The 22,833-nt window shown below is 63.5% G+C and carries 22 protein-coding genes and 1 pseudogene; 20 read left to right on the plus strand and 3 right to left on the minus strand.

Annotated features, from left to right (window positions below):
• Window positions 1-122 precede the first annotated feature (122 nt).
• From GR702_RS14925 to GR702_RS14945, 5 genes and pseudogenes are all read left to right on the plus strand, one after another.
• Window positions 123-805: pseudogene (locus GR702_RS14925) on the plus strand (hypothetical protein); the annotation flags it as partial.
• A complete protein-coding gene (locus GR702_RS14930; RefSeq protein WP_017501049.1) occupies window positions 802-1,836 on the plus strand; it encodes a deazapurine DNA modification protein DpdA family protein in 1,035 nt (344 codons plus the stop codon). The pseudogene GR702_RS14925 and the gene GR702_RS14930, both read left to right, overlap by 4 nt.
• Window positions 1,833-2,111 (plus strand): hypothetical protein, encoded by a 279-nt coding sequence (locus tag GR702_RS14935; RefSeq protein WP_017501050.1) that lies wholly within the window; start codon window positions 1,833-1,835, stop codon window positions 2,109-2,111. Before GR702_RS14930 ends, GR702_RS14935 begins: the two co-directional genes overlap by 4 nt.
• A gap of 12 nt (window positions 2,112-2,123) precedes the next feature.
• Complete coding sequence (locus GR702_RS14940; protein ID WP_143840434.1) at window positions 2,124-3,185, plus strand: hypothetical protein; 1,062 nt, start codon at window positions 2,124-2,126, stop codon at window positions 3,183-3,185.
• A gap of 100 nt (window positions 3,186-3,285) precedes the next feature.
• Window positions 3,286-3,609, plus strand: coding sequence for a DUF7673 family protein (locus GR702_RS14945; RefSeq protein ID WP_017501052.1), 324 nt, complete (start codon window positions 3,286-3,288; stop codon window positions 3,607-3,609).
• Between the two features lie 249 nt (window positions 3,610-3,858).
• Here the strand turns inward: GR702_RS14945 and GR702_RS14950 are convergent, their stop codons facing one another.
• Window positions 3,859-4,128, minus strand: coding sequence for a metal-sensing transcriptional repressor (locus GR702_RS14950; protein WP_017501054.1), 270 nt, complete (start codon window positions 4,126-4,128; stop codon window positions 3,859-3,861).
• Between the two features lie 104 nt (window positions 4,129-4,232).
• Here GR702_RS14950 and GR702_RS14955 point away from each other — a divergent pair, with 104 nt between their 5' ends.
• From GR702_RS14955 to GR702_RS14995, 9 genes are all read left to right on the plus strand, one after another.
• Window positions 4,233-5,567 carry an MFS transporter gene (locus GR702_RS14955; RefSeq protein WP_017501055.1) on the plus strand — a complete coding sequence of 445 codons (1,335 nt, stop codon included), beginning with the start codon at window positions 4,233-4,235 and terminating at the stop codon, window positions 5,565-5,567.
• Between the two features lie 493 nt (window positions 5,568-6,060).
• Window positions 6,061-7,326: a TolC family protein gene (locus tag GR702_RS14960; protein ID WP_026109157.1), complete on the plus strand. Its 1,266-nt coding sequence runs from the start codon at window positions 6,061-6,063 to the stop codon at window positions 7,324-7,326.
• A complete protein-coding gene (locus GR702_RS14965) occupies window positions 7,323-8,474 on the plus strand; it encodes an efflux RND transporter periplasmic adaptor subunit (RefSeq protein ID WP_017501058.1) in 1,152 nt (383 codons plus the stop codon). Before GR702_RS14960 ends, GR702_RS14965 begins: the two co-directional genes overlap by 4 nt.
• Window positions 8,471-11,704 (plus strand): efflux RND transporter permease subunit, encoded by a 3,234-nt coding sequence (locus GR702_RS14970; protein ID WP_017501059.1) that lies wholly within the window; start codon window positions 8,471-8,473, stop codon window positions 11,702-11,704. The genes GR702_RS14965 and GR702_RS14970 overlap by 4 nt, the downstream gene beginning before the upstream one ends.
• A 541-nt stretch (window positions 11,705-12,245) precedes the next feature.
• A complete protein-coding gene (locus GR702_RS14975) occupies window positions 12,246-12,959 on the plus strand; it encodes a HupE/UreJ family protein (protein ID WP_037522694.1) in 714 nt (237 codons plus the stop codon).
• Window positions 12,956-13,555, plus strand: coding sequence for a hypothetical protein (locus tag GR702_RS14980; protein WP_037522680.1), 600 nt, complete (start codon window positions 12,956-12,958; stop codon window positions 13,553-13,555). Before GR702_RS14975 ends, GR702_RS14980 begins: the two co-directional genes overlap by 4 nt.
• A 19-nt stretch (window positions 13,556-13,574) precedes the next feature.
• Entirely contained in the window at window positions 13,575-13,898 is a 324-nt protein-coding gene (locus GR702_RS14985) for a DUF6488 family protein (RefSeq protein ID WP_017501062.1), read from the plus strand.
• Window positions 13,899-14,049: 151 nt separating this feature from the next.
• Complete coding sequence (locus tag GR702_RS14990; RefSeq protein WP_139150065.1) at window positions 14,050-14,466, plus strand: hypothetical protein; 417 nt, start codon at window positions 14,050-14,052, stop codon at window positions 14,464-14,466.
• Between the two features lie 510 nt (window positions 14,467-14,976).
• Entirely contained in the window at window positions 14,977-15,537 is a 561-nt protein-coding gene (locus GR702_RS14995) for a DUF736 domain-containing protein (RefSeq protein WP_017501064.1), read from the plus strand.
• 68 nt (window positions 15,538-15,605) lie between these two features.
• On the opposite strand, the gene GR702_RS15000 is transcribed toward GR702_RS14995, so the two are convergent.
• Both GR702_RS15000 and GR702_RS15005 read right to left on the minus strand, forming a co-directional pair.
• Complete coding sequence (locus GR702_RS15000) at window positions 15,606-16,247, minus strand: hypothetical protein (RefSeq protein ID WP_017501065.1); 642 nt, start codon at window positions 16,245-16,247, stop codon at window positions 15,606-15,608.
• The gene (locus tag GR702_RS15005; protein ID WP_201039030.1) at window positions 16,247-17,194 is read right to left on the minus strand and encodes an HNH endonuclease signature motif containing protein; all 948 of its coding nucleotides are present in this window, start codon (window positions 17,192-17,194) and stop codon (window positions 16,247-16,249) included. Before GR702_RS15005 ends, GR702_RS15000 begins: the two co-directional genes overlap by 1 nt.
• A 316-nt stretch (window positions 17,195-17,510) precedes the next feature.
• Here GR702_RS15005 and GR702_RS15010 point away from each other — a divergent pair, with 316 nt between their 5' ends.
• The 6 genes from GR702_RS15010 (at window position 17,511) to GR702_RS15035 (ending at window position 22,808) form a co-directional block, all read left to right on the plus strand.
• Complete coding sequence (locus tag GR702_RS15010) at window positions 17,511-17,696, plus strand: hypothetical protein (RefSeq protein WP_026109161.1); 186 nt, start codon at window positions 17,511-17,513, stop codon at window positions 17,694-17,696.
• A gap of 145 nt (window positions 17,697-17,841) precedes the next feature.
• The gene (locus GR702_RS15015) at window positions 17,842-18,858 is read left to right on the plus strand and encodes a TerC family protein (protein ID WP_017501068.1); all 1,017 of its coding nucleotides are present in this window, start codon (window positions 17,842-17,844) and stop codon (window positions 18,856-18,858) included.
• A gap of 71 nt (window positions 18,859-18,929) precedes the next feature.
• Window positions 18,930-19,589: a hypothetical protein gene (locus GR702_RS15020; protein WP_017501069.1), complete on the plus strand. Its 660-nt coding sequence runs from the start codon at window positions 18,930-18,932 to the stop codon at window positions 19,587-19,589.
• Window positions 19,590-20,012: 423 nt separating this feature from the next.
• The gene (locus GR702_RS15025; protein WP_026109163.1) at window positions 20,013-20,351 is read left to right on the plus strand and encodes a single-stranded DNA-binding protein; all 339 of its coding nucleotides are present in this window, start codon (window positions 20,013-20,015) and stop codon (window positions 20,349-20,351) included.
• A 263-nt stretch (window positions 20,352-20,614) separates the two neighbouring features.
• Window positions 20,615-21,403, plus strand: coding sequence for a hypothetical protein (locus GR702_RS15030; protein ID WP_017501071.1), 789 nt, complete (start codon window positions 20,615-20,617; stop codon window positions 21,401-21,403).
• A gap of 430 nt (window positions 21,404-21,833) precedes the next feature.
• Window positions 21,834-22,808 (plus strand): DUF2493 domain-containing protein, encoded by a 975-nt coding sequence (locus GR702_RS15035; RefSeq protein WP_017501072.1) that lies wholly within the window; start codon window positions 21,834-21,836, stop codon window positions 22,806-22,808.
• Window positions 22,809-22,833 lie beyond the last annotated feature (25 nt).

Below are 22,833 nucleotides of genomic sequence, written 5' to 3' on the forward strand. Positions count from 1 at the left end.
CAGTAGCGCTTTGCAACTCTACCGATCGTTCAGATTGTTCATGAACACCGCGGGCAGGTAAATTGAGAATAAGCCCCTGATATCCACGGCAGCAAACGCCATCATAGACAACTTGACTTCATATTTTGGAAAACGTCCTGACCAATGCCACCTTGCCCAGCATTTCGATGGGCCGGCACAGCTGCTCGCTGAAATGGAAGGTGGCTCCCCAGGACGCCTATCTGCGTACATGGGAGCCTGCACGGGCGGCCTGGGCGGCAGGCTCAAAGGTCGTTCGGCTCATCGGTTACGACATCTCGCCTGCCGATAGCCGCCGTCATGCTCATGCCTCAACCATCGAGAACGCGCTGTTCGAATGCCGCTACCCTCTGCGAGAATGGGGCTGGACCCGTTCCGACTGTGCGGATCGCATCAAGGCTGCGGGCCTCCCCGTGCCCCCTAAGTCCTCCTGTTGGTCTGCGGCGCGATGAAGCCCGAAGAGGTCCGTGCGCTTCCTGCCTGGTGTCTGCGCCTGATCGTGCTGGTCGAGGCGCGGGCGGCGCCGCGACTGAAAACCGTCGAAGGGCTCTGGCGCCGCGCCACAAAAACCCGCCCGGGACGAATGACTGATTTTATCCGGCGGGAGGGGCTGCTGCCACCGGACGAGGTCGATGCGATCATCCTCGATGCGCCGCGCTCGCTCATTCTCTTCCAGGAAGCCGCCGCCATGGTTCCGCTTGAAGACCGGCCCGCCTTCGCCTCGTGGCTCGAGCGCTTTCGGGCGCGGGACGTGGGCACGGGCGTGCCGATGAGGCCCGCAACATGATCGAGATCATCCTTGGCCTGCCCCATCTGTCGGCGGGCGCGATTCTGGATCGAGCGCGGCTGCTCCAGCAACCGGTGCTGATCTCGGCCAATGCCTTATCGCGCTGGACGCGCAAAGCGGGGTGGGCCCAGTGGCGTGGCTGGAAGACAGCCCAGCTGGACAACGCATCGGGTCTGCCGAGCGTGGACCTCGACAGCGGGGGCTTCGTCTGCGCGGCCCGCTATGGCGGGATCCCCTGGAGCGTGGACCAGTATATGGCCCTGGCGGCCGCATACCCGTTCCGGCGCTTCGCAAGTCTCGACTATTGCGTCGAACCTGAGATTGCGAGGGATCGCGAGGAAATCCTCGACCGCATATCCAGAACCATTCGGGCAAACCGTGATTGCCGGGCGCGTGCCATGGACCTTGGGATCATCGATCGGTTCATGCCCGTCATTCAGGGGCGCACGCCTGAGGATTATGAACGCTGTGTCGATGCGCTTGCCTGGTCGCTTGTCCCCGGGACGATCATCGGCGTCGGCAGTATGTGTCGGCGCGACATCCATGGACCAGAGGGGCTCATGGCCGTCATCGAGCATCTGGATACCATTCTTCCGGCGGGAATTCGTCTCCATGCCTTCGGCGTCAAAGGGGCAGCGCTCCCTTTCCTCACCGCCTTCTCCGCCCGTGTCGCATCGATCGACTCCCAGGCCTATGGCATAGCCGCGCGGCGGGATGCGTACCGGCGTGGCGTCCCCAAATCCGACATCATGGTCGCCGACCATCTTGAACGCTGGCTTCGCGCGCAACAGGCGCGGCTGACCGAAAAGGGGCGAACGACCTTCGCTCCGCGGCGGCCCATCCTGCAGGCAACGCCAACAAATCCCTGGGACGCAGCGATCGCCCAGGCCCGGCGAGAGATCAGGTCGCTGATAGAGACCGGTGATCTTGAGCACGATGCGCTCACCCAAGCCTGGATTGAGCCCTGGGCTGCGGACCTGATGACGCAGGCGCTTTCCCATAGGTCGCACAGCGCAGGTGCCTTGCGATGACAAACGCGCCATCCTTCATTGTCACGCAGGCGGCCACATGGATCGCGCGGGGGCGGGCCCCCGCCGAGGCCGAGGCGCTGGCAGCCGCCTGGAGAGATTTCCCGGATCTTCCGGCGAACGCCCCGCTGGAAGAGCGAATGGCGCGCACGCGCGAGCGCGTCGCGGCCATGCGACCGATTACTGAGGCCGCGAGAGCCCGCACCGAGGCCGAACGGCAGCGCACCAATTTCTCGTTCGTCAGGCGACGGGTCGAGCATGGCGAGGCCAGCTTGTAGGAGCAGGCCATTTTGCGGGGCGCCGATCTCCATGGTCTCGACTGGGACAGCGCGGTGAACTTTGCACAAGGCTGGTATGCTGCCCATGCCGGTTGGCCTCACAGGGCCCCTCTGCCCAATAGAGCCGACAAACCGGCCCCGTCACTCGTCGAGGCCTATGACCGCGGTTTTGCGGACGGTGGCGGCGATCCTTCGGATCTGTTCGACGCCGCGCGGCGTGCCAATAGAGTGGCCGAACCGGCAACAGGGACAGCCGCTGGCGTTGCCCATCGTCAGTCAGGCCGCCTTCCAATAAGCCAGTGGGCTGCCCCGAGCGATCAGGCACCGCCAGTATCATGGCCGCGCCGCCTCCTGGTTCTGAGCACGCCCGACATGCACAGGACTCCACTGACAGAAAGGTCCAAACGTTCTGCGCCAAGCGCGTTCGAACTCGCCCGTGCCGGCGGACGTGAAGACCTCACAATTCTCCTCCTTTCGGCGCGGGCCGGCTTCACCCTGGCCGGCGTCGAGGCCGAGGCCGATAGTGCGTGCCTGACGCCTGCGCGTGCTGATGAGCTGATCTCGGACCCGTCACAGTGCGACGCGATCACCGCCCTGCTCGCGGGGCGGCAGTTCGACGACATTCTGGTGAGCGCACACGGCGACTATCTGCGTGTGATCGATGCCTTCTCCGTCATGTTCCCGCTATGCCGCACCATGGCGCGGACGCGCAACTCGCCGCTCCAGCAACGCGCCCATCTGCGCACCTGGCTCGACCGGGGTCGCGCGCCCGGAACCAACATCGGCGCCGGCCATATTCGCTGGTCAAAGGTCGCCCAAGGCCTTTCGGCCAAGCTGGGTGAGTTTGTCGTACGCTATGCAGGCCCGGCGTCGCAGCGAGGGCATTTGATCCATATGATGCTGACCGACGGATCCCTGGCGACGGGCTATGTAACGGCTGCGCGCGAACCGCTTGCCCCGGACATTTGGATCTCCAGTAAGGCGCGCCTTCGGGAAGAAATGACCCTCGCTCTGCGTAGGTTCGGCGGCGCAACGCGCTTGGCGGGCAATGCTGACCTCTTCAGCGGGACATAACAGGCAGTTTCTTCACCTGTTGTTCGGGCGGCAGGCAGCTTGGACTAGGGCTATTTCGGCCGATGTAGTATGACACGGCAAAGCTATACCGGAGGTGCGTGTGACTCGGATCGAGATCGACCATCCGGCGATGATCGCGGCGCTTAAGCGCCTTCTCGATCTCGCGCGCAGCGACACCGGGCAGTCTGCCCGCGTCGCGCGTTTCCTCATGGCATGGTGGAATGGCCCAGACCTTGGCGATTTCCCAATTGCCGATCTGTTTGGCCTCGACCGCAATGTGGCGGGCGACATCACCACGGTCATCGGCTTTCTGGGGCAGCATGATGGCGCCATCTACATCGACAGCCTGGGATACCGCGCTGAGATGGTCGTCATTGTTGAGCGCTGGGCGACGCTTTCGCGCACCAGCGCCGAGGCCGCGTAACGACGGTTCACGCCGATATAGGGAGACCGAGCCTTGCCTGAGCCTGAACTCGACCCTCACACATTGCGTGTCGCGGCGCAGCTGGTCCGCTCACGCCTCGCGCTCCTGGCGCGCAATCCCCATCTGGACGGTCTCGAACGCCTGGGCGCGAGCAAAATCCTCAAGCAGCTTGCCATAGACCTCGACGTTTCCGCCGATCATCTCGGGCCCAGACGGCGGCGATCGAGCAGGGCGTAGCCTTTTACGGCCCTACAGATATTTTGAAATGTTCCGGAACGCCTCAACCGCGGTGACAATGCCGTCGGGCTCGTCGCTATGCGTCAGGCAGTGAGAGATATGATCGTTGATCAACGTCTTCTTGGCGCTCGCGATCGCCTTTTCGACCGCATGTAACTGCTGCGCGATCTCGGCGCATGGGCGCTCGTTTTCAATCATCTCGACAATGCTGCGCAGATGCCCGCCGGCGCGGTTCAGACGCTTGACGATCGCAGGATGTGTTTCGTGACGATGCTCGGACATGGAACCTGCTGGCTTGCTGACCAGGTTTACATATCCTCCCCAGGAGGATAGCTCAACCGCCAATTATATCCCCCCGGGGGGATGATTCTTTCAAGGAAAGCTCGATGTTCTCGGTCCTCGCGAACCGTACCTATCGCCATCTCCTCCTGGCTCAGGTCATTGCCCTGCTAGGTACGGGCCTTGCGACCGTCGCGCTGGGTCTGCTCGCCTATGATATTGCCGGGGGTGAGGCCGGAGCGGTGCTTGGAACGGCCCTCGCGATCAAGATGATCGCCTATATCGGCGTTGCCCCGGTCGTCGGGGCCTATGCCAATCGGCTACCCCGGCGAAGCTTCCTCGTTGCGATGGACCTCTTGCGGGCGGGCGTTGCCCTGAGCCTGCCGTTCGTGACCGAGGTCTGGCAGATCTATATCCTCATCTTCGTTCTGCAATCGACGTCGGCTGCATTTACCCCAACCTTCCAGGCGACCATTCCCGATGTCCTGCCGGACGAACGCGATTATACGAAGGCCTTGTCGCTATCGCGACTGGCCTATGACATGGAAAGCCTGATCAGCCCGATCCTCGCTGCGGGGCTGCTGACCTTAATCAACTTCCATTGGCTCTTCTCCGGGACGATGATCGGCTTCATCGCCTCGGCGCTCCTCGTTGTGACGACGGTTCTCCCGCGCGCTCCCAAGCAGCAAACTGCAGGGCAGGGGGTCTATTCCAAGACGACCCGGGGGGTCAGGTTCTACCTGCGCACGCCCCGCCTGCGCGGTCTGCTTGCCCTGACGCTTGCTTCGGCAGCGGCCAGCTCGATGGTCATCGTCAACACCGTCGTTATCGTGCGGGACAAGCTTGGTCTAGGACAACAGGAGGTCGCCCTGACGCTCGCTGCGTTCGGCGCGGGCTCGATTCTGGCGGCCTTCACCTTGCCGCGAATCCTCGACCGGGTCTCGGACCGAGTGATCATGCTTATGTCCGGCGCCATGCTTGCCTGGCTTTTGGCGATCATGGCCGTGGTAACCTATTGGATCGGCGGGCACTCCAGCTATTGGTATGCCCTGCTCGCCGGATGGTTTGCCATGGGCATTGCTTATTCAATGAGCGTCACCCCCTCGGGCCGACTCCTCAAACGCTCGGCCAAGGCGGAAGATCGACCGGCACTGTTTGCCGCGCAGTTTGCCCTCAGCCATGGATGCTGGCTCATCTGCTACCCACTCGCCGGGCAACTCGGAGCCGGCGGCGATCAGATACTGGCTTTCGTCGTGTTATCAGTTCTGGCGCATGCGGGTGTCATCGGCGCTCGCTTCCTGTGGCCTGCCGAAGATCCCGACATTTTGGCGCATAGTCACCCTGATCTCCCACCCGAGCACCCGCATATGCGCGAAGATCATCGGACGTCCGACGGCCACGTTTTTGTCGTCGACGATCTTCACCCCAGGTGGCCGCAATAATATGGAGTTACTGACTGCGACTTGCATAACCCCCAGGGGGGATATAGAGTAGCGTTCATGGGGAGAGTGGCCTCATCCTTTCTGCTTGAGAACAGGCGTCATCGGCAGGATTGCCTTTGCGCGCTTCTGGGCGTGCTGGCCATGTTCAGCGTTACGCTGCTCACAACCTGGCACATCTCATTGCCGCATGGTTCGGTTGCCGCGCAGACAATGCTGACCGAGCAGGATCACCACGATCATGCGCCCGAGGACAGACAGGACCGTACCGATCCTGTCCACGTCGCGGCACACGCGGTCCATCAAGGTGCTGCGCTGCCTACGGGCGCGGGACTGCCGGCGGCATTCTTCGCTGCTTCGGCTAGCTGGTCGGTTCTATCCGACATTGCTTTTGCTTCGATCTCGCCCTCTTCCTTACTGAGGCCTCCGAAAGCGTGATCCCGCCTGCGCGATAGCGCGCAGCCCAATCGGATCATGATCTTTCGAGGATATCAAAATGACAGCCTTTCCTGGCTGGCTACCGCCTCGTGCCGTAGCCGCCATGGCCGCCGCCTGCCTGTTGGCTGGCGTTCCGGCTGCGCGCGCGCAGGTCGCGCCTCCCTTTGCCGAACTCTATCGGCAGACCAGCAACGCTCCGCGCCAGGTCGAACTGGACGCAGAGGTCGAACGAGCAGAGGGCCTCGCGCGCCAGGCGCGCGCTCGGCCCAACCCCACCGTCAGCGTAATGACCGAGAATGTGTTCGGACAAAGCCCCTATGATGGGTTCGGACGATCCGAAAACACGTTCCAGATCAATCAGCCTGTCGAACTGGGCGGCAAGCGTTCAGCCCGGATCGCGGCGGGCCTTGCCGGCGTCGAAGCGGCACAGCTGCGCACCCGCGAGGGCCGGCTTGCTTATGCCTATGAGCTGGCGCGCGCTTATGCCGCAGCGGAGATCGCGGATCGTAGGATACAGCTTGCGCAAGCTGCCGTCAGCGAGGCAGAGGCGGACCTCAAGGTCGCGGTCGCGCTCGTCGATGCGGGCAAGGAAGCGCGTCTACGAAGCCTTCAGGCCGAGACCGAAGCCAACGCCTTGCGGGCCCTTGTCGATACCGCAAAAGCGGAGAAAACCGGCGCTTATGCCCGATTATCCGCTTTCGCGGGCCAAGGCCAGGCCTATACCAGCCTTGCTGATCCCTTGCTCAGCCGACTTTGGTCACGGGTCGAGGCCGGGCCGATCGATGCTTCCTCGGCGCCGCCCTATCTGACGGCCAAAGCAGAAGCCGAGGCTGCCTCGCAGCGTGTGACCCTTGCGCGGCGCCAGGCTGTGCCGGATGTCACAATATCACTGGGTGTGCGGCGACTGGAAATCGACAAGGCCAATGCTCTGGTCGCTGGACTAACCGTGCCCTTTCCCCTGTTCGATCGCAATCGCGGTAATATCGATGCCGCGCAGGCTGAGCTGCGAGGCGCTCAGGCAAGGGAAGCGGCGCTACGGCTCGAGATCGATGCCGCGATCCGCGGAGCACTGGCGATGAACGAGGCGGCGAATGCGCGCTCGGCCGCCGCCGACCGAACCCTTGCTACCGCGCAGGAAGGCTACCGCCTCGCGCGCATCGCTTATGAGGCGGGCAAGTCCCCTCTCATCGAACTGATCGCTTCTCGCCGGGCTCTCGCTGTCGCGCGCGGGGTCGTGCTCGACGCTCGCGCCTCGCAGTTCGACGCCCGTGCCAATCTCGCTCGCCTTCAGGGCCAAACCATTACCGGGGACATCATCCAATGATCTCTTCAAAAAACCTCTACATTGGGGCCGCACTCGGTCTGGTCCTCGCCGCCGGAACCGGCTTCGGCATTGCGCGCCTGACAGCGCCGACCGCCGAGGCACCTGTCACTAACGCGCAGGTGGCAGCCGGTCCGGTCGACACGGTCGCAATTACGGCCGATGGCATCGCCGAGTCCAAGATCGCTGTTGCGCCCGCTTCTGCGACGAGCCTCTCAGAGATCGTCCTCGCCAGTGCAACCGTCGGATCCACACCTGACAGTGAAGCGGTCCTGACCGCTCGTGCAGCGGGCACGATTACCCGTATCTTCAAAAGGATCGGCGACGCAGTGCGCGCTGGCGAAACCGTAGCGCTGGTCGAAAGCCGCGATGCGTCATCGATCTCCGCCGACCGCCGTGTCGCAGCTGCACGGACGACGCTTGCCGCGCGTCAGCTGGCCCGCGAGAAGTCGCTTCTTGCACAAGGGGTCTCCCCCCGGGCCGATTATGAAACCGCCGAGGCGTCGCTCGCGGTTGCGCGAGCCGAGCTGCAACAGGCCGACGCGGCGGCGCGCGCGGCACGCGTTTCCGGGGACGGGCGCTCCGTCGCCGTCGTGAGTTCGGTCTCCGGGCGCATTACCAGCGCGACCGCCAGCCTTGGATCCTACGTTCAGGCTGAAACCGAGCTCTTCCGCGCCGCAGACCCTCGCGGCATGCAAATCGAAGCCAGCGTCCCTGCGTCCGACGCCCAGCGGATCAGGCCTGGTGACCGCGTGGAACTCATCACCTCCGAGGGGAAGACCATAGCCGGCCGCGTTCGCTCGAGCACAGGGACGGTGGACGGCACCACCCGGCAGGCAACGATCATCATCGCGCCTGCGGGAGCGAGTGAAGCGATCGCGCCAGGCCAGATGATTGAGGCCCGCATTTTTGCAAGCGGCCGAGGTGGCAGTGCCGGCGTCACGATCCCGCAGGAAGCGGTCCAGACGCTGGGGGGCCGGACAGTCGTCTTCGTGCGCACCTCAAAAGGCTTTGTCGCGCGCGATGTCCAGGTCTCGGGGCGCAGTGGCGGGATGGTCGCGATCGGCGCCGGCCTTGAGGCCAAAACGATGATCGCGACAACCAACGCCTTCCTTCTCAAGGCGGAACTCGAGAAGGAGACGGCGGAATGATCGCGCGGATCCTCAGCCTTTCCGTCAAAATGCGATGGCTCATCGCCTTTCTGACGCTGCTGATCATTGCCTTCGGCGCCTGGCAGATCACCAAGCTGCCCATCGACGCCGTTCCTGATGTCACCAATCGACAGGTCCAGATCAGCACATTTGCGCCGACGCTCGGACCCGTGGACATCGAGAAGCAGGTCACTTTCCCCGTCGAGACAGCGCTTGCGGGCATTCCAGGCCTGCAGATGACGCGGTCTTTCTCGCGCAACGGCTTCAGCCAGGTCACCGCGGTTTTCACGGATTCCACCGATATCTACTTCGCCCGGCAACAGGTGACGGAACGGCTTGCCCAGGCCAAAGACAGCCTGCCGGTCGGGATCCAGCCCAATCTGGCGCCGCTCAGCACCGGCCTCGGCGAAATCTTCTTCTATTCCGTCGCCTTCCGTCACCCCGACGGCAAAGGCATCAAGACCGCCGATGGAAGGCCGGGCTGGCAATCTGACGGAAGCTATCTGACCCCCGAGGGCGAGCGCCTCACGACCGAACTCGCCAAGGCCGCCTATCTGCGTACCGTACAGGACTGGATCATCCGCCCCCAGATGCGCACCGTGCAAGGCGTTGCGGGGGTCGATTCCAACGGCGGCTATGTGAAACAATATCTGGTCGAGCCGAACCTCAATGCGCTTGCCAGCTATGGTCTCTCCATCATGGAGCTCGCTGACGCGCTCGAGCGCGCCAACCTTTCCGCAGGCTCCAACTATGTGCGCAGAGCTGGCGAAAGCTTCCTGGTGCGAGCCGATGCCCGCCTGAAATCGATCGACGACATCCAGGAAGCCGTGGTCGCCACGCGCGCAGGGGTGCCAGTGCGTGTGCGCGACGTCGGCGAAGTTGTCATCGGGGGCGCGGTGCGCACCGGATCGGGCAGTCGCATGGGCTCCGAGGCCGTGATCTCGACGATCCTCATGCTCGTCGGCGAAAACAGTCGCGTGGTAGCGACCCGGGTTGCCGACAAGCTTACCGACATCAACCGAGCTCTTCCGCCCGACGTCTTTGCCGAGCCGGTCTATAATCGCTCCAAGCTCGTTAATGCGACGATCTGGACGGTGGAGAAGAACCTTACCGAGGGCGCGTTGCTCGTCATCGTTGTGCTGTTCCTCCTTCTGGGGAACATCCGTGCCGCGCTTATCACCGCGGCCGTCATACCCATCACGATGCTGATGACGGCTTCAGGCATGAATGCGCTCGGCGTTTCGGGCAATCTGATGAGCCTTGGCGCCCTCGATTTTGGGCTCATCGTCGATGGCGCCGTCATCATTGTCGAAAACGCATTGCGGCGCCTGGCCGAGCGACAGGAGCACCAAGGGCGGTTGTTGACCCTTACAGAACGCATGGAGGAAACGCGCGAGGCCGCGCAGGAGATGGTCAGGCCCACCGTGTTCGGGCAGCTGATCATCTTCCTAGTCTTCGTGCCGCTCCTCACCTTCGAAGGCGTGGAGGGCAAGACGTTTTCGCCGATGGCGACGACGCTGATGCTTGCTCTCGCTTCGGCGTTCGTGCTCTCGATCACCTTCATACCGGCCATGATCGCGATCGTCGTAAAGGGCAGGGTGAGCGAAACCGAAGTGAAGCCGATCCGCTGGTTCAAGCGGAAGTACGCACCAATGCTCGACAACGCGGTCGCAAGGCCGATCCCGTTCGTGGCGAGCGGGATCGCCATTTTCGCCGCGTCGATCTTCTGCTTCGGGCTCCTGGGCGAGGAGTTTATGCCGCAGCTCGACGAAAAGGACATCACCGTCACCAACTTCCGAGTGCCGTCGGCATCGATCGATCAATCGACGCAGATGCAGCTGCAGATTGAGAACGCGCTCAAAACCCTGCCCGAGGTCGAACTCGTCTTCTCGAAGAACGGCAATGCAGACCTTGGTACGGACCCGATGCCGCCCAATGCCTCGGACACCTATGTCATCCCCAAGCCGCAGAGCCAGTGGCCTGCCGACGTTAAATCCAAAGAAGATATCCTCAGGCGCATCGAGGCGCGCATGAAGCCGCTGATCGGTAATCGCACCGAAATCCAGCAGCCCATACAAATGCGCTTTAACGAGCTCATCGCGGGCGTGCGCGCGGACGTCGCGGTCAAGCTCTATGGCGATGATCTCGATACCATGAGTGATCAGGCCCGCAAGATCGCGGCCGTTCTGCGCACCATACCGGGCGCCGGAGACGTCAGCGCCGAACAGACCGATGGGGCGCCGACCTTTGACGTGAAAATCGACAGGCAAGCCGCAGCGCGTCATGGTCTTTCGGTTGAAGAAGTCGCCAATACCGTTGCGGCCGCGCTTGGTGGTCGCGAGGCCGGTCTGCTGTTCGAGGGGGATCGCCGGTTCTCGGTCGTCGTTCGCCTGCCTGACGCCAAGCGCGACGATCTGGAAACCCTTGGCTCCATACCGGTCATGCTGCCCCGCGAGGGCAGCGCGATCGCGCGCTCCATCCCGTTGCGGGAAGTTGCGCGGTTCAGCTATACGCAGGGTCTCAACCAGATCAGCCGCGAAGACGGCAAACGCATGGTGGTCGTGCAGGTCAATGTCCGGGGCCGCGACCTGGGCGGTTTCGTCACCGAGGCCCAACAGAAGATCGGTCAGATTGACCTTCCGCCAGGCATGTACACCGCCTGGGGCGGCACCTTCGAAAGTCTTCAGTCGGCACGGCTGCGGCTTCTGATCGTGATACCCATCTGCTTCGTTGCGATCTACGCTCTCCTCTATATGGCGCTTGGCGGTTTCGTTCCGGCCGCGATCGTTTTCAGCGCGGTGCCGATGGCGCTCGCTGGCGGGGTTTTCGCGCTGCTTGTGCGTGGCATTCCCTTTTCGATCACTGCGGCCGTTGGGTTCATAGCCCTTTCCGGCGTCGCTGTGCTCAATGGATTGGTGATGATGAGCGCCATTCGAAAGCATGGCGAGGAGGGCGTCGCGCCGATCGATGCTATAGTCATCGGCGCCATGGAACGGGTCCGTCCGGTGTTGATGACCGCTCTGGTCGCCAGCCTCGGCTTCGTGCCCATGGCCCTTGCTACCGGCACGGGCGCCGAGGTGCAGCGACCGCTAGCGACCGTCGTCATCGGCGGCCTCATCACCTCGACCGCGCTGACCCTTCTGGTCCTGCCGGCGATCGCTGCCCTGGCAGCGCGTTGGAGGCCGAGGCCGAAGCCCGTCGAGGTGGTCGCAGCGGTTCAACCGAGCTGATCGAGGCTGGGCGGGCCCACTGTCAGCGGCCCGCTGCTCCCGGCGCCGCTCGCCCCACCCTTCCAACACACCCGACGCAACCGGCTGGCAGCAGCCGGATGCGGCCGGGCGAAAGGTTACCGACCATGCGTTTGGTTAGACTTCTGACGTACTTCATCGCAGCAAGCCTGCTCGCGTCGCATGGCTCGCCAACATTTTCGGCTGATCACCGTCATAGTCAGCGCGCGGTCGGCTGCCACCACGTCCACTTAGCCACTCGCCATCAGGACGCAGCCTCAGATCAGCAGGAAGACCCCGGCATAGCCCATGTCCATCAGGTTGCGGATCAGGTGGGTAGCCTATGCTTTGACGAGGTGCGGCTGCAATCGACGGTCTGCGTCGAGCGTGCTGATCAAATCGCTCCAGCCTCCATGAGGCTGCCGCCGCTGCTTCAGCCCCCGAGAAATGCCTGATCAAGGCATTTCGCGACCCGCATCCCACAAAGACGGCGGAAACACGACATCGAGCGCTCCTGGCGGGCGCCAAAATGGACTTCATTATCATGAAACTGAAACTGGCCAGACCAGCGGCGCCCGTCGCTGCAGTCCTGCTGGCCCTTTCCTTCTGCCTCACCAGCGCAGCCATCGCGCACGGCGTTGCAGAAGGCGACAAGGGCTATATCGAGCAGACCACCGGTCCGCAGATCGGCGCATTCCTCTATCTGGGCGCCAAGCACATGGTCACGGGATATGACCATCTGCTCTTCCTCTTCGGCGTAATCTTCTTCCTCTATCGTCTCAAGGAGGTCGCCTCTTACGTCACGCTGTTCGCGATCGGGCATAGTACGACGCTGATCGCCGGGGTCGTACTTGGAACCCATGTCAGCGCCTATCTCGTCGACGCCGTTATCGGTCTGTCCGTCGTCTACAAAGCGATGGACAATATGGGCGCGTTCCAGCGATGGTTCGGCCTTCAGCCGAACACGAAAATCGCCGTTCTGGTGTTCGGGTTTTTCCACGGATTTGGTCTTGCGACAAAGCTCCAGGACTTCTCGCTCTCGTCCGACGGGCTGATCGCAAACCTTCTTGCCTTCAACGTGGGCGTGGAGATGGGACAGATCCTGGCACTCTCCGCCATCCTGATCCTCATGGGATACTGGCGGCGCACCGCCAGCTTCAACCGCAACGCCTTTGCCGCCAACACTGTCCTCATGACGGCCGGCTTCCTTCTCACCGGCTACCAGCTCGCCGGCTACTTCATCGGAGATCCCGCATGACCCGTCCCCACACCCCGCAACCCGGTGAACTGCCAAGCCTTGGCCAGCTCAATCGAGCGACACTGATCGCCCTTGGCGCTGCGGCCGCTCTTCTGGTGACCATCGTTCTTCCCGCCGAGTATGGCTACGATCCAACCGGCGTAGGCGGAATGCTTGGCCTTACCGAGATGGGAAAGGTGAAGCAGGCGGAGCACCGGGATGAAGCACCTGCGACAAAACCCGCGCTGCCTGTGCCGGCGACTCCGGAGCAGGCCCAGGCGTCGCGCCCTGTCGGCCAACCGGTCACCGTGTCGCTGACGCTCAAACCCAATGAGGGCCGCGAGGTCAAAGCCACGATGAAGGCAGGAGAAGCCCTCGTCTATCGTTGGCACACCGATGGCGCGGAGGTTCGCTTCGAGCTGCATGGCGAGGAGTTTGGTGCGCCTGCGGACCAGTATTCCAGCTATGAGAAGGGGACCGCCGCCAAGGCCGACGGCTCATTCCGCGCGCCTTTCGACGGCACGCATGGCTGGTACTGGCGCAACCGCACCGACAAGCCCGTCACCATCACGGTGACCGCTACCGGCGAATTCTCCAGCTTTGCTGCCAAGCCCTGAACGGTTGAAAGGAACAGAGATGTATAAGCTCCTCATCGCCTTTGCCGCGACCCTTATGTCGGCGACCGGCGCACTTGCGCACGGCGATCATGACGACCAGGCAGAGCGCTCCGTTGAACAGGTCGCCAGAGACAATGTCGTCAAGTTGGTGACGAAAGGGCAACTTGCCCCAAGTTGGTCAAAGGCCAAGGTACTCAGTGTTACGTCGCGCATGCGGGGTGGCGCCCGGCAGGACGTGGTGACCTTGCGCAACAACGCCGAAGTTCAGGCATCGCGCAAGACGCTCTTCATCGTCCTGGCCGCAGACCGCAGCCTGATTTCATCGAGCCATAAGCTTCAGTGATGAGTCTGGGCGCGGTTCGTCAGAATCGCGCCCAGCTTCAGGTTCTGACATGCATGGGGTTTGCATGAATTGCCGGAACCACTGCGTGGGGGAGCCGACCAGACGCTTCTGACCTGCCTATTGCGAAGAGCGGCCAAGGAGAGGGGCCGATATGCTCACACAACTCTGGCGTTCAGCTGATGTCTGTGGTTTCTATTCGCCAGCATCAAACCTTATTGGCAGTCTACCCGCGATGAAAGATAGTCCGAGCAAGCGTATAGCTGAAAGCAGCTCATACCCCGATTGCGTAAGATATCATCCCGAGAACAACTCGACGATCTTTGCAGTGACGAACGATGATGGCGACGTCGTCGCCGTTCATGAAGTCTTCTTGTCCTCCGATGCTCGGGAAATTGGTCGACGTACGACCGGCCTGCCAGAGGAGGGTTTCGTGCGCTTTCGCGGGGTTGGCCCAGCCACAATCGTAAAGGACGAGCCGGAAGAAGGCATGCGCTTATGGGCTGACACAGGCGGGGAAGTCTGGGTCGACGTGACCGGAATTCCGGACAGTGCGAGCGCCGCGAATTGAACATGGTCAATTCGTGTGTGATGGATGCTTGCCGATCAGGCAATTTGTAGCGCCATCAGTGAGATCACTCTGATTACGCCCAGTTGGCAATTGGCCATACTGAGCAGGCAGCAGCTAGTGTCCATGTCGGTACAGCTCACCTCGGCATCGCCGTACTCTCGGCTCTGATGGTTTCGCCGGCGATCACAGCAGGCATTCTGCATGTCGGCCCTATCGACTTCCAGCCTCACCCGTTCTTCAGCTGAGGCACAAGAAACGCCCCGGGATCAGGGCTGCAGACGCGATGCCGGACCTGATCATCTCATAACAGCGATAGGTCACGCGCGCCGCTATTCCATAGCGGCCTGCCCTGAAGGCTCTGTTCCACGACCGGGTCACCCATCGCCGCGGAAGGCGCGGCGATGATGGGGCGCGTGCGCGCCCGCCCGGCGAAATGCCGGGGAGAGGAGGGGGAAAGGATGAAGTGTCTCGGACAAGGGGTTCGAGAGCAACAAGTCCTGGAGAAGTCCCATGAACATCGGTTCGATCAAGCAGAACGAAGCTGGCATCTTCATTGGCCGCGTGTCGACCCTCACGGTCTCGGTCACGGTGGCCCTGCGCGAAGTGCGCAGCAACAATCCCCGCGCGCCCCGCTACGAAATCCACGCCCTCAACACGGTGTCGCGCGCCTGGGTGCAGGTCGGTGCGCTGTTCGAACTCACCGCCCGCGAGACCGGCGAGGCCTTCCTCAACGGCAAGATCGACGATCCCAGCCTGGCGCAACCGCTCTACATTTCGGCCTTCCGCCAGGAAGACGGCTCCTACAACATCGTCTGGCAACGCCCGCAGCGCCGCCGCGACGTGACGGCCGCAATGGCGCCGAAGGACAATGAGGAGGGACTGCCGCCACTGCCGGGCATGGAAGACGCCGGAACCGCGCAGGACGCGCCGTCGGGTGGTGCTCCGGCAGGTGACGGCCTGGGCGAATCCACCGCCGAAGAGTTCGGCGGCGCTCCGGCCGGGGCAGCGCGCGGGCGCGGTCGGCGCGGCGCTGCAAGCGAAGAGGTCCGCGAGCCCGACATGGCTCAGTAACGCCCAGCTTCAGGTCCGGGACGACAGGGTCCGCTTCGCATCTCCCGCGAAGCGGGCCCTGTTCGTCTTCAGCTGTCTCGCGTCGTCTGGTCGTCGTTCGGTCCCGGTGCCCAGCCGGTGCTGGAGAGCGTCTCCAGATCTGCGCGCAGTGCGGCGCGGGCTTCGCGCTCAAGATGGCGGAAGGCCCAGCCCATATCGAGCATTTCGCGCAGGATCCGCGCAATGAGCTGGCCAATCGCGGGCACGCCGCTCACCTCGAGCGACCATCCCATTGGTTCGAAATGGACGAACTGGTTGCGGACCTCATCGTGGATGCGTCGAAGCCAGGCGAGTTCGGCATCACTCAGGGTCACCCCGGTCTCATTCGAGCGATCACCCGCAGAATGGGGTTTGCGTATCGCCTTCAGCAAGTCCGGTAGCGCCATCAGATAGGTCTTGGGCTGTTTGACCGTTGGATCGTCCCGCAAGGCCGCGAAATAATCGATCCATTCACCCGCATTGCGCTCGGTCACGGCTCCGATCGGCGCGGCCGTTGTCGTGAGGTGACACACACAAGCGCCCTGAAGCGCCGAATGCAGCGCGAGCAGCACCCATTTCCAGGCTTGCGGATCCTCCTGCGCGAAAATGGCGGCCCGCAACGCATGGCGGATCGAGCCTGCCACGTCCTCGGCCTCGTCGACCGAGACCCATTGCCCCTCGTTTTCCGGCATCAGGCGAACTGCGCCGCAAAATCGCGCAGCTGCGCATTGATCGCGTCGCGATCCGGCGAGAAATGCGCCTCCCGGTGGCAGTTCGGGCAGAGCGCGACGCACGTCCACACCCGGTCGCTGACGTCGATCCCGAGAATGTGGTGGACATCGAGAAAGCCCGGATAGTCGCGCGCCTCGGTGCAACTTGCCCGTTCGCACCGCCCACCAGCGCGCCGGGCGACAGCCTCGCGAACCCGCGCGTCGCGTGGATAGCCCGATCGTATCACCTGCAATCGCGGTTCGCCGCCATCCCGGCCGAGGTCGGCCGGAGAGACCGGCAGATCGTCCAGCGTATCGGTCTCTCGCTGATCCGGTCCGACAAGCGCCAGCGCCATCACATTGATCACCCCCGGCCAGTCCCAGATCACGCGGGCGACCGCCGGCGTGTCGGGATAGCGATCATCCTGTAGCCAGAGCGATGGGCTCGAACCATTAGCGGCATGGTTGGCGCTCAGATTACCGGCGAGGCCGCGCTCGAGCAGATCCGCGCTGACCGCGCGCTGACGCTCCCAGATCATCGGTATGTCGTCGCAAGGCACCAGCACCGCGAAGACGAACCCTGCCTCGCTGTCCTGGACCATCAGACTGTGGGTATGGCCCTCGCGGCGATGGCGGGCTGCGACGCCGGCGAGCGTCTGCTCCCAGCCGTCCTTGTCGCGGCGGGCCTTGAGCTGGGCTGCCGAATAGAGCGCTTCGCGCGCATTGCGCCCATCGCGGCGCCAGCATAGCCGAACATGCATGCGCATCGGCGGGCCGTCGCCGATATGGCCCTCGATCACCTGGATGATCGCGCTGCCGCGCTTGTCCTGTCGGTGCCCTGTCACCGTGATGCCGTGGCGCTCGAGCAGCGCCTGCACCCGGCCGCGCGTGGCTTCCTCGGCGAAGATACTCCTGTCGGTTCTGAACACCCGCGTCGCCAAGAAAATTCCCCAATTACATCGGTAGGGCGGACCGGCGGGAATCGCGCGTCCATTCCGACGCAGACCATAAGCGACAGTGCGGGGGATGCCTGTGCGATTTTTTGTGTGTCCGCCCTTGAACGTCCTCGCGGTCAATCCCATCCTTGGAGTGCGGGCCGGGCCCCTCTGGCGAGACATGCTGTTGCGTGTGTCGTGATGTCGGACCGCATCGGGTATTCCGATGCATGGGTCTGGCTGTTCTCGCTTTTCTCCCATTCCATCTGTGGCTGCCCGATTGGCACATGATCGCCTCATGGAGTGGCTTATGACTGACCGTAGCTTTCGCCTCCTGTCCCGCCAGCAGCGCCTGGATGAGCAGTTGCAGCGCGAAAGGGCGCGCGCCGCGCCCGACCGTATTCGACTGTTTCGCCTTCAGCGCCTCAAACTCATCATCAAGGATCAGCTCAACCGGCTGATCCCGCAGGCGCTCACGCCCATGGCGGCGCGCTAGGGCGCGCCCGCCCCGGACCATCTGCCACGCCCCCGCAGATGGTCTGCACGTCCGGCGGACGGCGTCCCCCCGCCGTTCCGTCGGACACCTGCCTGCGCCCATCACCGACGCAGCGCCATGACCTGATCAAGAACGGAAAACCGCCATGGACTGGCTGATGACGGATTGGCTGGGCACGCCCGCCTGGTTCTGGATGACTTTTATCGCCCTGGTGACAGGCCTCACGGCCTTCGACCTTGGCATCCTCAATCGCCGCGACCGGGAAATGGGGATCCGGCAAAGCCTGATGCTCTCGCTCTTCTACATCGCCATCGCCCTCGCATTCGGCGCGTGGGTCTGGATCGAGAAGGGCGCTGATCTCGGCCTCAAATATTATACCGGCTTCGTTCTCGAGAAGGCGCTGTCGATCGACAATGTCTTCGTCATCTCGCTCATCTTCAGCGCCTTCGCCATCCCGCGGCTCTACCAGTATCGCGCGCTCCTGTGGGGCATCGTCGCGGTCCTGTTCCTGCGCGGGCTGATGATTGGTCTTGGTGCTGCAGTGGTGGAGCAGTTCCACTGGGTTCTCTATCTCTTCGGGGCCTTCCTGATCCTGAGCGGCATCAAGATGTTCGCCTCCAACGATCAGGATCCGCCCGACGTCACCGCCAACCCGCTGGTGCGCTTCCTGTCGCGCCATCTTCGGGTCGCGCCGGCCCTTGAGGGAAACATATTCCTGACCCGCATCCCGGACGCGAAGACCGGACGGCTCGTCACGGCGATCACGCCGCTCCTGCTCGCCCTCATCGTCATCAATATCGCCGATCTGGTCTTTGCCGTCGACAGCGTTCCTGCGGTCTTCGCGGTCACCACGGACACCTTCATCGTCTACACCTCCAACATCATGGCGATCCTGGGCCTGCGGGCGCTCTATTTTGCGCTTTCCGCGATGATCCACCGCTTCCATCTGCTCAGCCACGCGCTCGCCCTGGTGCTCGTCTTCATCGGCGCGAAAATCTTCATTGCCGACTTCCTGCTGGAAGACGGCACCTTCCCGGCGTCGATCAGCCTCGCCATCACCCTTGGTCTGATCGCTGGCGGCGTGCTGCTCTCCCTGTGGCGGATGCGTGGCGCTGCGCCAGAACCCGAGGCGGGCGGGGAGGGTGAGCGGGCTCTCCTCTGAGCTTGCGGGTCACGCGACACAGGCATCTTCGGACTGGCGCGCACCCAAGTCGCGCACTAGCCTGCCTTGCCATGGACACCCGGTTTCAAGAAATGCTGGGGGAGCAGCATGCGCGGTTCGTTGACGAGATAGCTGCGCTCCCCATCAGCGATATCGTCGATCGTATCGCCACGCTCGCCGATGGGCTCGCGCGTTTCTGGAACAATGCCGGGGGCTGGGCACCGGCGGATGCCGCGCAGATGCTGAGCTCCGCACGCCTCGACCGGATCGCCTCGCTCGCGCATAGCCTGCGGCGCTGGGTTCAGGAGGACACGCTTTCCGATGGCGACCTGATCCTTGCCTGGGCCAATCTCGGCGCGCTCATGGAAGGTGCCCTCAAGCTCTTCCTTTGCGTTTATCTCGCCGATTACCGGGCCGACGAGACGACCAGGGAAACACGCGCCTGGCACATCAAGCGGCAGGTGCTGCAAGATCCTGACGAGCTGATGCTCGACACGATCCTCGCCTATGCCGAGAAGGCCGAGCTCCTCGCGCCCCAGCAGATCGCACTGGGCCGGACAGTGCAGGCGCGGCGCAATGCCATCCATGCCTTCCGGGACCGCGACCTTGGCTCGCTCACCGATCTCTTCGCAGCCATTCGAGACTTTCGCGCGCTGTTATGCTCGCTGAACGGGCGCATGGAGTATCCCGAACCGCGATACATGCCCACCGAGCGTACTCATTTCGGCTGACCACCGTCCGGCGGCTAAGGGGCGCTCTGGTGGACCTGCTCTCCCAAGACGGACGCCGGCAGGCGGCCCCTGACGCCCACCCCTCGTCACAACGCACCGCGCAGCAGCCACGATCAGCGTGGTGACAATTGCGCTTCGCGCGGGTTTCGGGGGTCTTGGCAATTCCGCCAGATCCACATTGCGGGCGCTACGTCCCAAGGGTGCCGACAGCATTTCCGCCTGCTGAGATGCCACCTGGCAGCAGCGCAGGGTGCGCCGCAACCGGGAGGAAGGGGCCCGTGTTGCCGCTACGCGGCTGCCCGCGCCAAACCCCTTCCTTCCGGTTTCCCTCCGCTCACGCTCCGGTGCGGCGCACCCCACGCTGCCCCCTTGTCAGTGGCATCCGGCGGAAAAGGCCGCCGGCACCCACAAAGGAACAGCGCCATGAACAATATGAATCTCCTCGGCCGGATCGCCAAGACCCCCGAAACCCGCACCGCCGGCAACACCGCCATCACCACGCTGATCGTCGCCACCGACCGGGTGAAGCTCAATAACGAGGGCAAGAGCTACAAGGACCCGCAGACCGGCTACACCGCCAAGGAGACCGAGTTCCACAAGGTCACCCTCTTCAACGGCCTGGGCAAGGCGGTCGCCGAGAATAAGGAGAAGGGTGACATGATCGCGATCGAGGGACGCCTCCACTACACCCGCTGGCAGGACCAGGGCGGCGTCGAACGGTTCGGCTGCGAGGTGATCGGCGAGAAGGTCCACTTCTGCTGATCCCGAAGGCGCCGCCCGCAGGGCGGCGCCTTACCGGCCGGGCCCAAATAATCGGCGTAACTTCAATAAGATGTTATGATCTGTGAACATAGTCTTGAAGGATCCGTCGTCGAACTGTCTGTTCGGACGCAGGCGGCACTGCGCCACCGCCCGCCCCAATTGGGCCGGGAGGGTCACTGACGCATGCTTCCAGCCGGCAGGTGTGCAACAACTTTCAAACAACATTCTAGCTACCTGAAAACAATCCGGGAGAAATCGTAAATATGGACAGAGCCTACGACCTGGCGCACGAGCTGCTGGGCACCGCAAAGCAACTCTCGACGCCGCGCGATGACTGGGAACCCGAGGCTATCGAAGCTGCTCACTGGCGTCCTCTGCCCGAACCGGACTGGACCTGGCAGGCGTCCACGCTGGACGGGATCGTCCACGCCCTGAACGAGGCCCTGCAGGAAGCCGAATGGTTGCCGGAACGCGAGGCTCCGCCGCTCCCCCACGGCGCCACCTATTCACTGGGCGAATGGACCCAGCGGGCACCGCTGCGCCGCATCGTGCGCGGATTTGCCGAACCCGTGCGCCATGTGCCCCTCGTCTCGCGCGTTCCGGAGCCTGTCGTCCTCTACCTCGTCCATAAGCTCCCGGGCGGCGCGGACTCGCTCAAGCGCGAGCATCACAAAGGCGTGGGCTGGCACTATCATTATCTCGACAAGCGCAAGGGTCGGTCCAATGTCGTCCTGTGCTGGGATACACGCTGGGAGCCTCCCGAGGACGAGGAAGAGCGTAAAGCCCAGGGGCCGCGCCCGATCTTCTGGGAGTATCATGGCGAGGGCAATGCCGACTTCAAGGCGCAGCCCGACCTGTGGGGCGATCCCAAGCGGCAGTCCATGCGCGAGGTCTGCGCCAGCGACCTCAAACGAAACATCAGCGAGTTTCGTCCCGCTTCCGATGATGCGGAGCCCGTGTGGCCCTTGTGGTCGATCCTCACGCCCAGAGCCGTGACACCCCCGCCGGCTGCGCCGGCGGGGCCCGCCGGTGGGAAGAAGAAGGGCCGTTAGGTCCCGAGTGAGGGCAGGCCGGGGAGCGGGGGGAACGCCTGGGGAAGAGGCAAGAGGGTCTGGCGCATCCCGGCTGCGCCGGGACCGGCGCTCTAGTCGCTGCGCTCCCGGAGCCGCGCCTTACGGCGCGTCTCCGCCCTGCCGGGTGACGATCGCCTTGCGATGGAACCTGAAGCTGAGGGGAGTGTGTAATTATTCTCTCTTATGACCTCCTAGTATGACATGCGGGGATCCGGGCCGGTCAAGGATGAGCGGTCCCCCCAATTTTCAGCTGCCACGGCCTGCGGCCGCAACACCGGAAAATCGGTTCCCCCGCTCCCCGCTGGCGCGGCGGCGGCCCATGCGGGCCACCGTCCCTGACCGCCCCGACCGCCGCATGCCCTGAGGAAAGTCTCATCACGAGGATGAGATCACTTCCAAGGAGGCTTTCATGCGCAACTTCACCAACTTCGCCGATCTCGCCCGCCACATCGCCGACGGACGCGCGACCGACGCGCAGGTCCAAAGCTATGACGGTTCGTTTCTCGACTATAGCGACATGGCCAAGCTCAGCACCACCGACGCGCCCGAGCGCCTCGAAATGCCCGATCCAGACCAGGTGCGCGCTGCCGTCGAAATGATGATGGCGACGCTTTTCGACGTCTTTCGCGACACCCGGATGGAGCCGTTCGCAACCGACCTCGCCTGGGGCTTCGTGAACAGCTTCCATGTCGTCGCCAAGCGCGTGGAAGGTCGGGAGGATGACGCTGCCAAGAAGCTCGGCGAACTGGCACGGCACTATGATCCCTCCGAGATCTACGCCACCGAAGTCGAGGACGCGCAGACGCTCTGCCAGACCTTGCAGGGGTGCCGCGAAGCCCTCGAATGCATGCGGGACCACGCCGGGGAAGTCTACCGCGTCGAGGTCGGCAAGCCCTTCTCGCCGGTGAAGGGAAGCCGCGTATCGAGCGGGCTGACGGCCTCGATGATCGATGCTCGGGACTATCTGGCCTCGCGCAGCCGTACCCGCCGCGAACAGTATGAACCCCAGGGACCGGTCGTCGCCTTCTCGGGCGGCCAGCAGTGGGAGGATGCCGATCTCCTCTTCTCCGGTCTCGACAGCATCAAGGCCCGAATTCCGGAAATGATCCTCGCCACCACCGCACAGTCCAAAGGCTGCGATGCCATCGCCCATGCCTGGGCCGCCTCGCGCGGGGTCAAGGTCATTCAGTTCCGCCTCGACCGAAGCCTTGGCAACCGCGCCGCGTTCGTGCGCAATGACCGCATCCTGGCCCTCAAGCCGGTGCACGCCGTCATCTGTGAAGGCACCGGGATCCAGGCCAATCTCGCCCAGAAGCTGCGGCAGGCAGGGGTGCCCCTCAACATCGTGCGGCTCGCCCAGCAGACGATCGCCAGACGCGCCTGACCGCGCATGGGGAGGCTCCGGTTCG

The organism is Novosphingobium silvae, assembly GCF_009856825.1.
Lineage (GTDB): Bacteria > Pseudomonadota > Alphaproteobacteria > Sphingomonadales > Sphingomonadaceae > Novosphingobium > Novosphingobium silvae.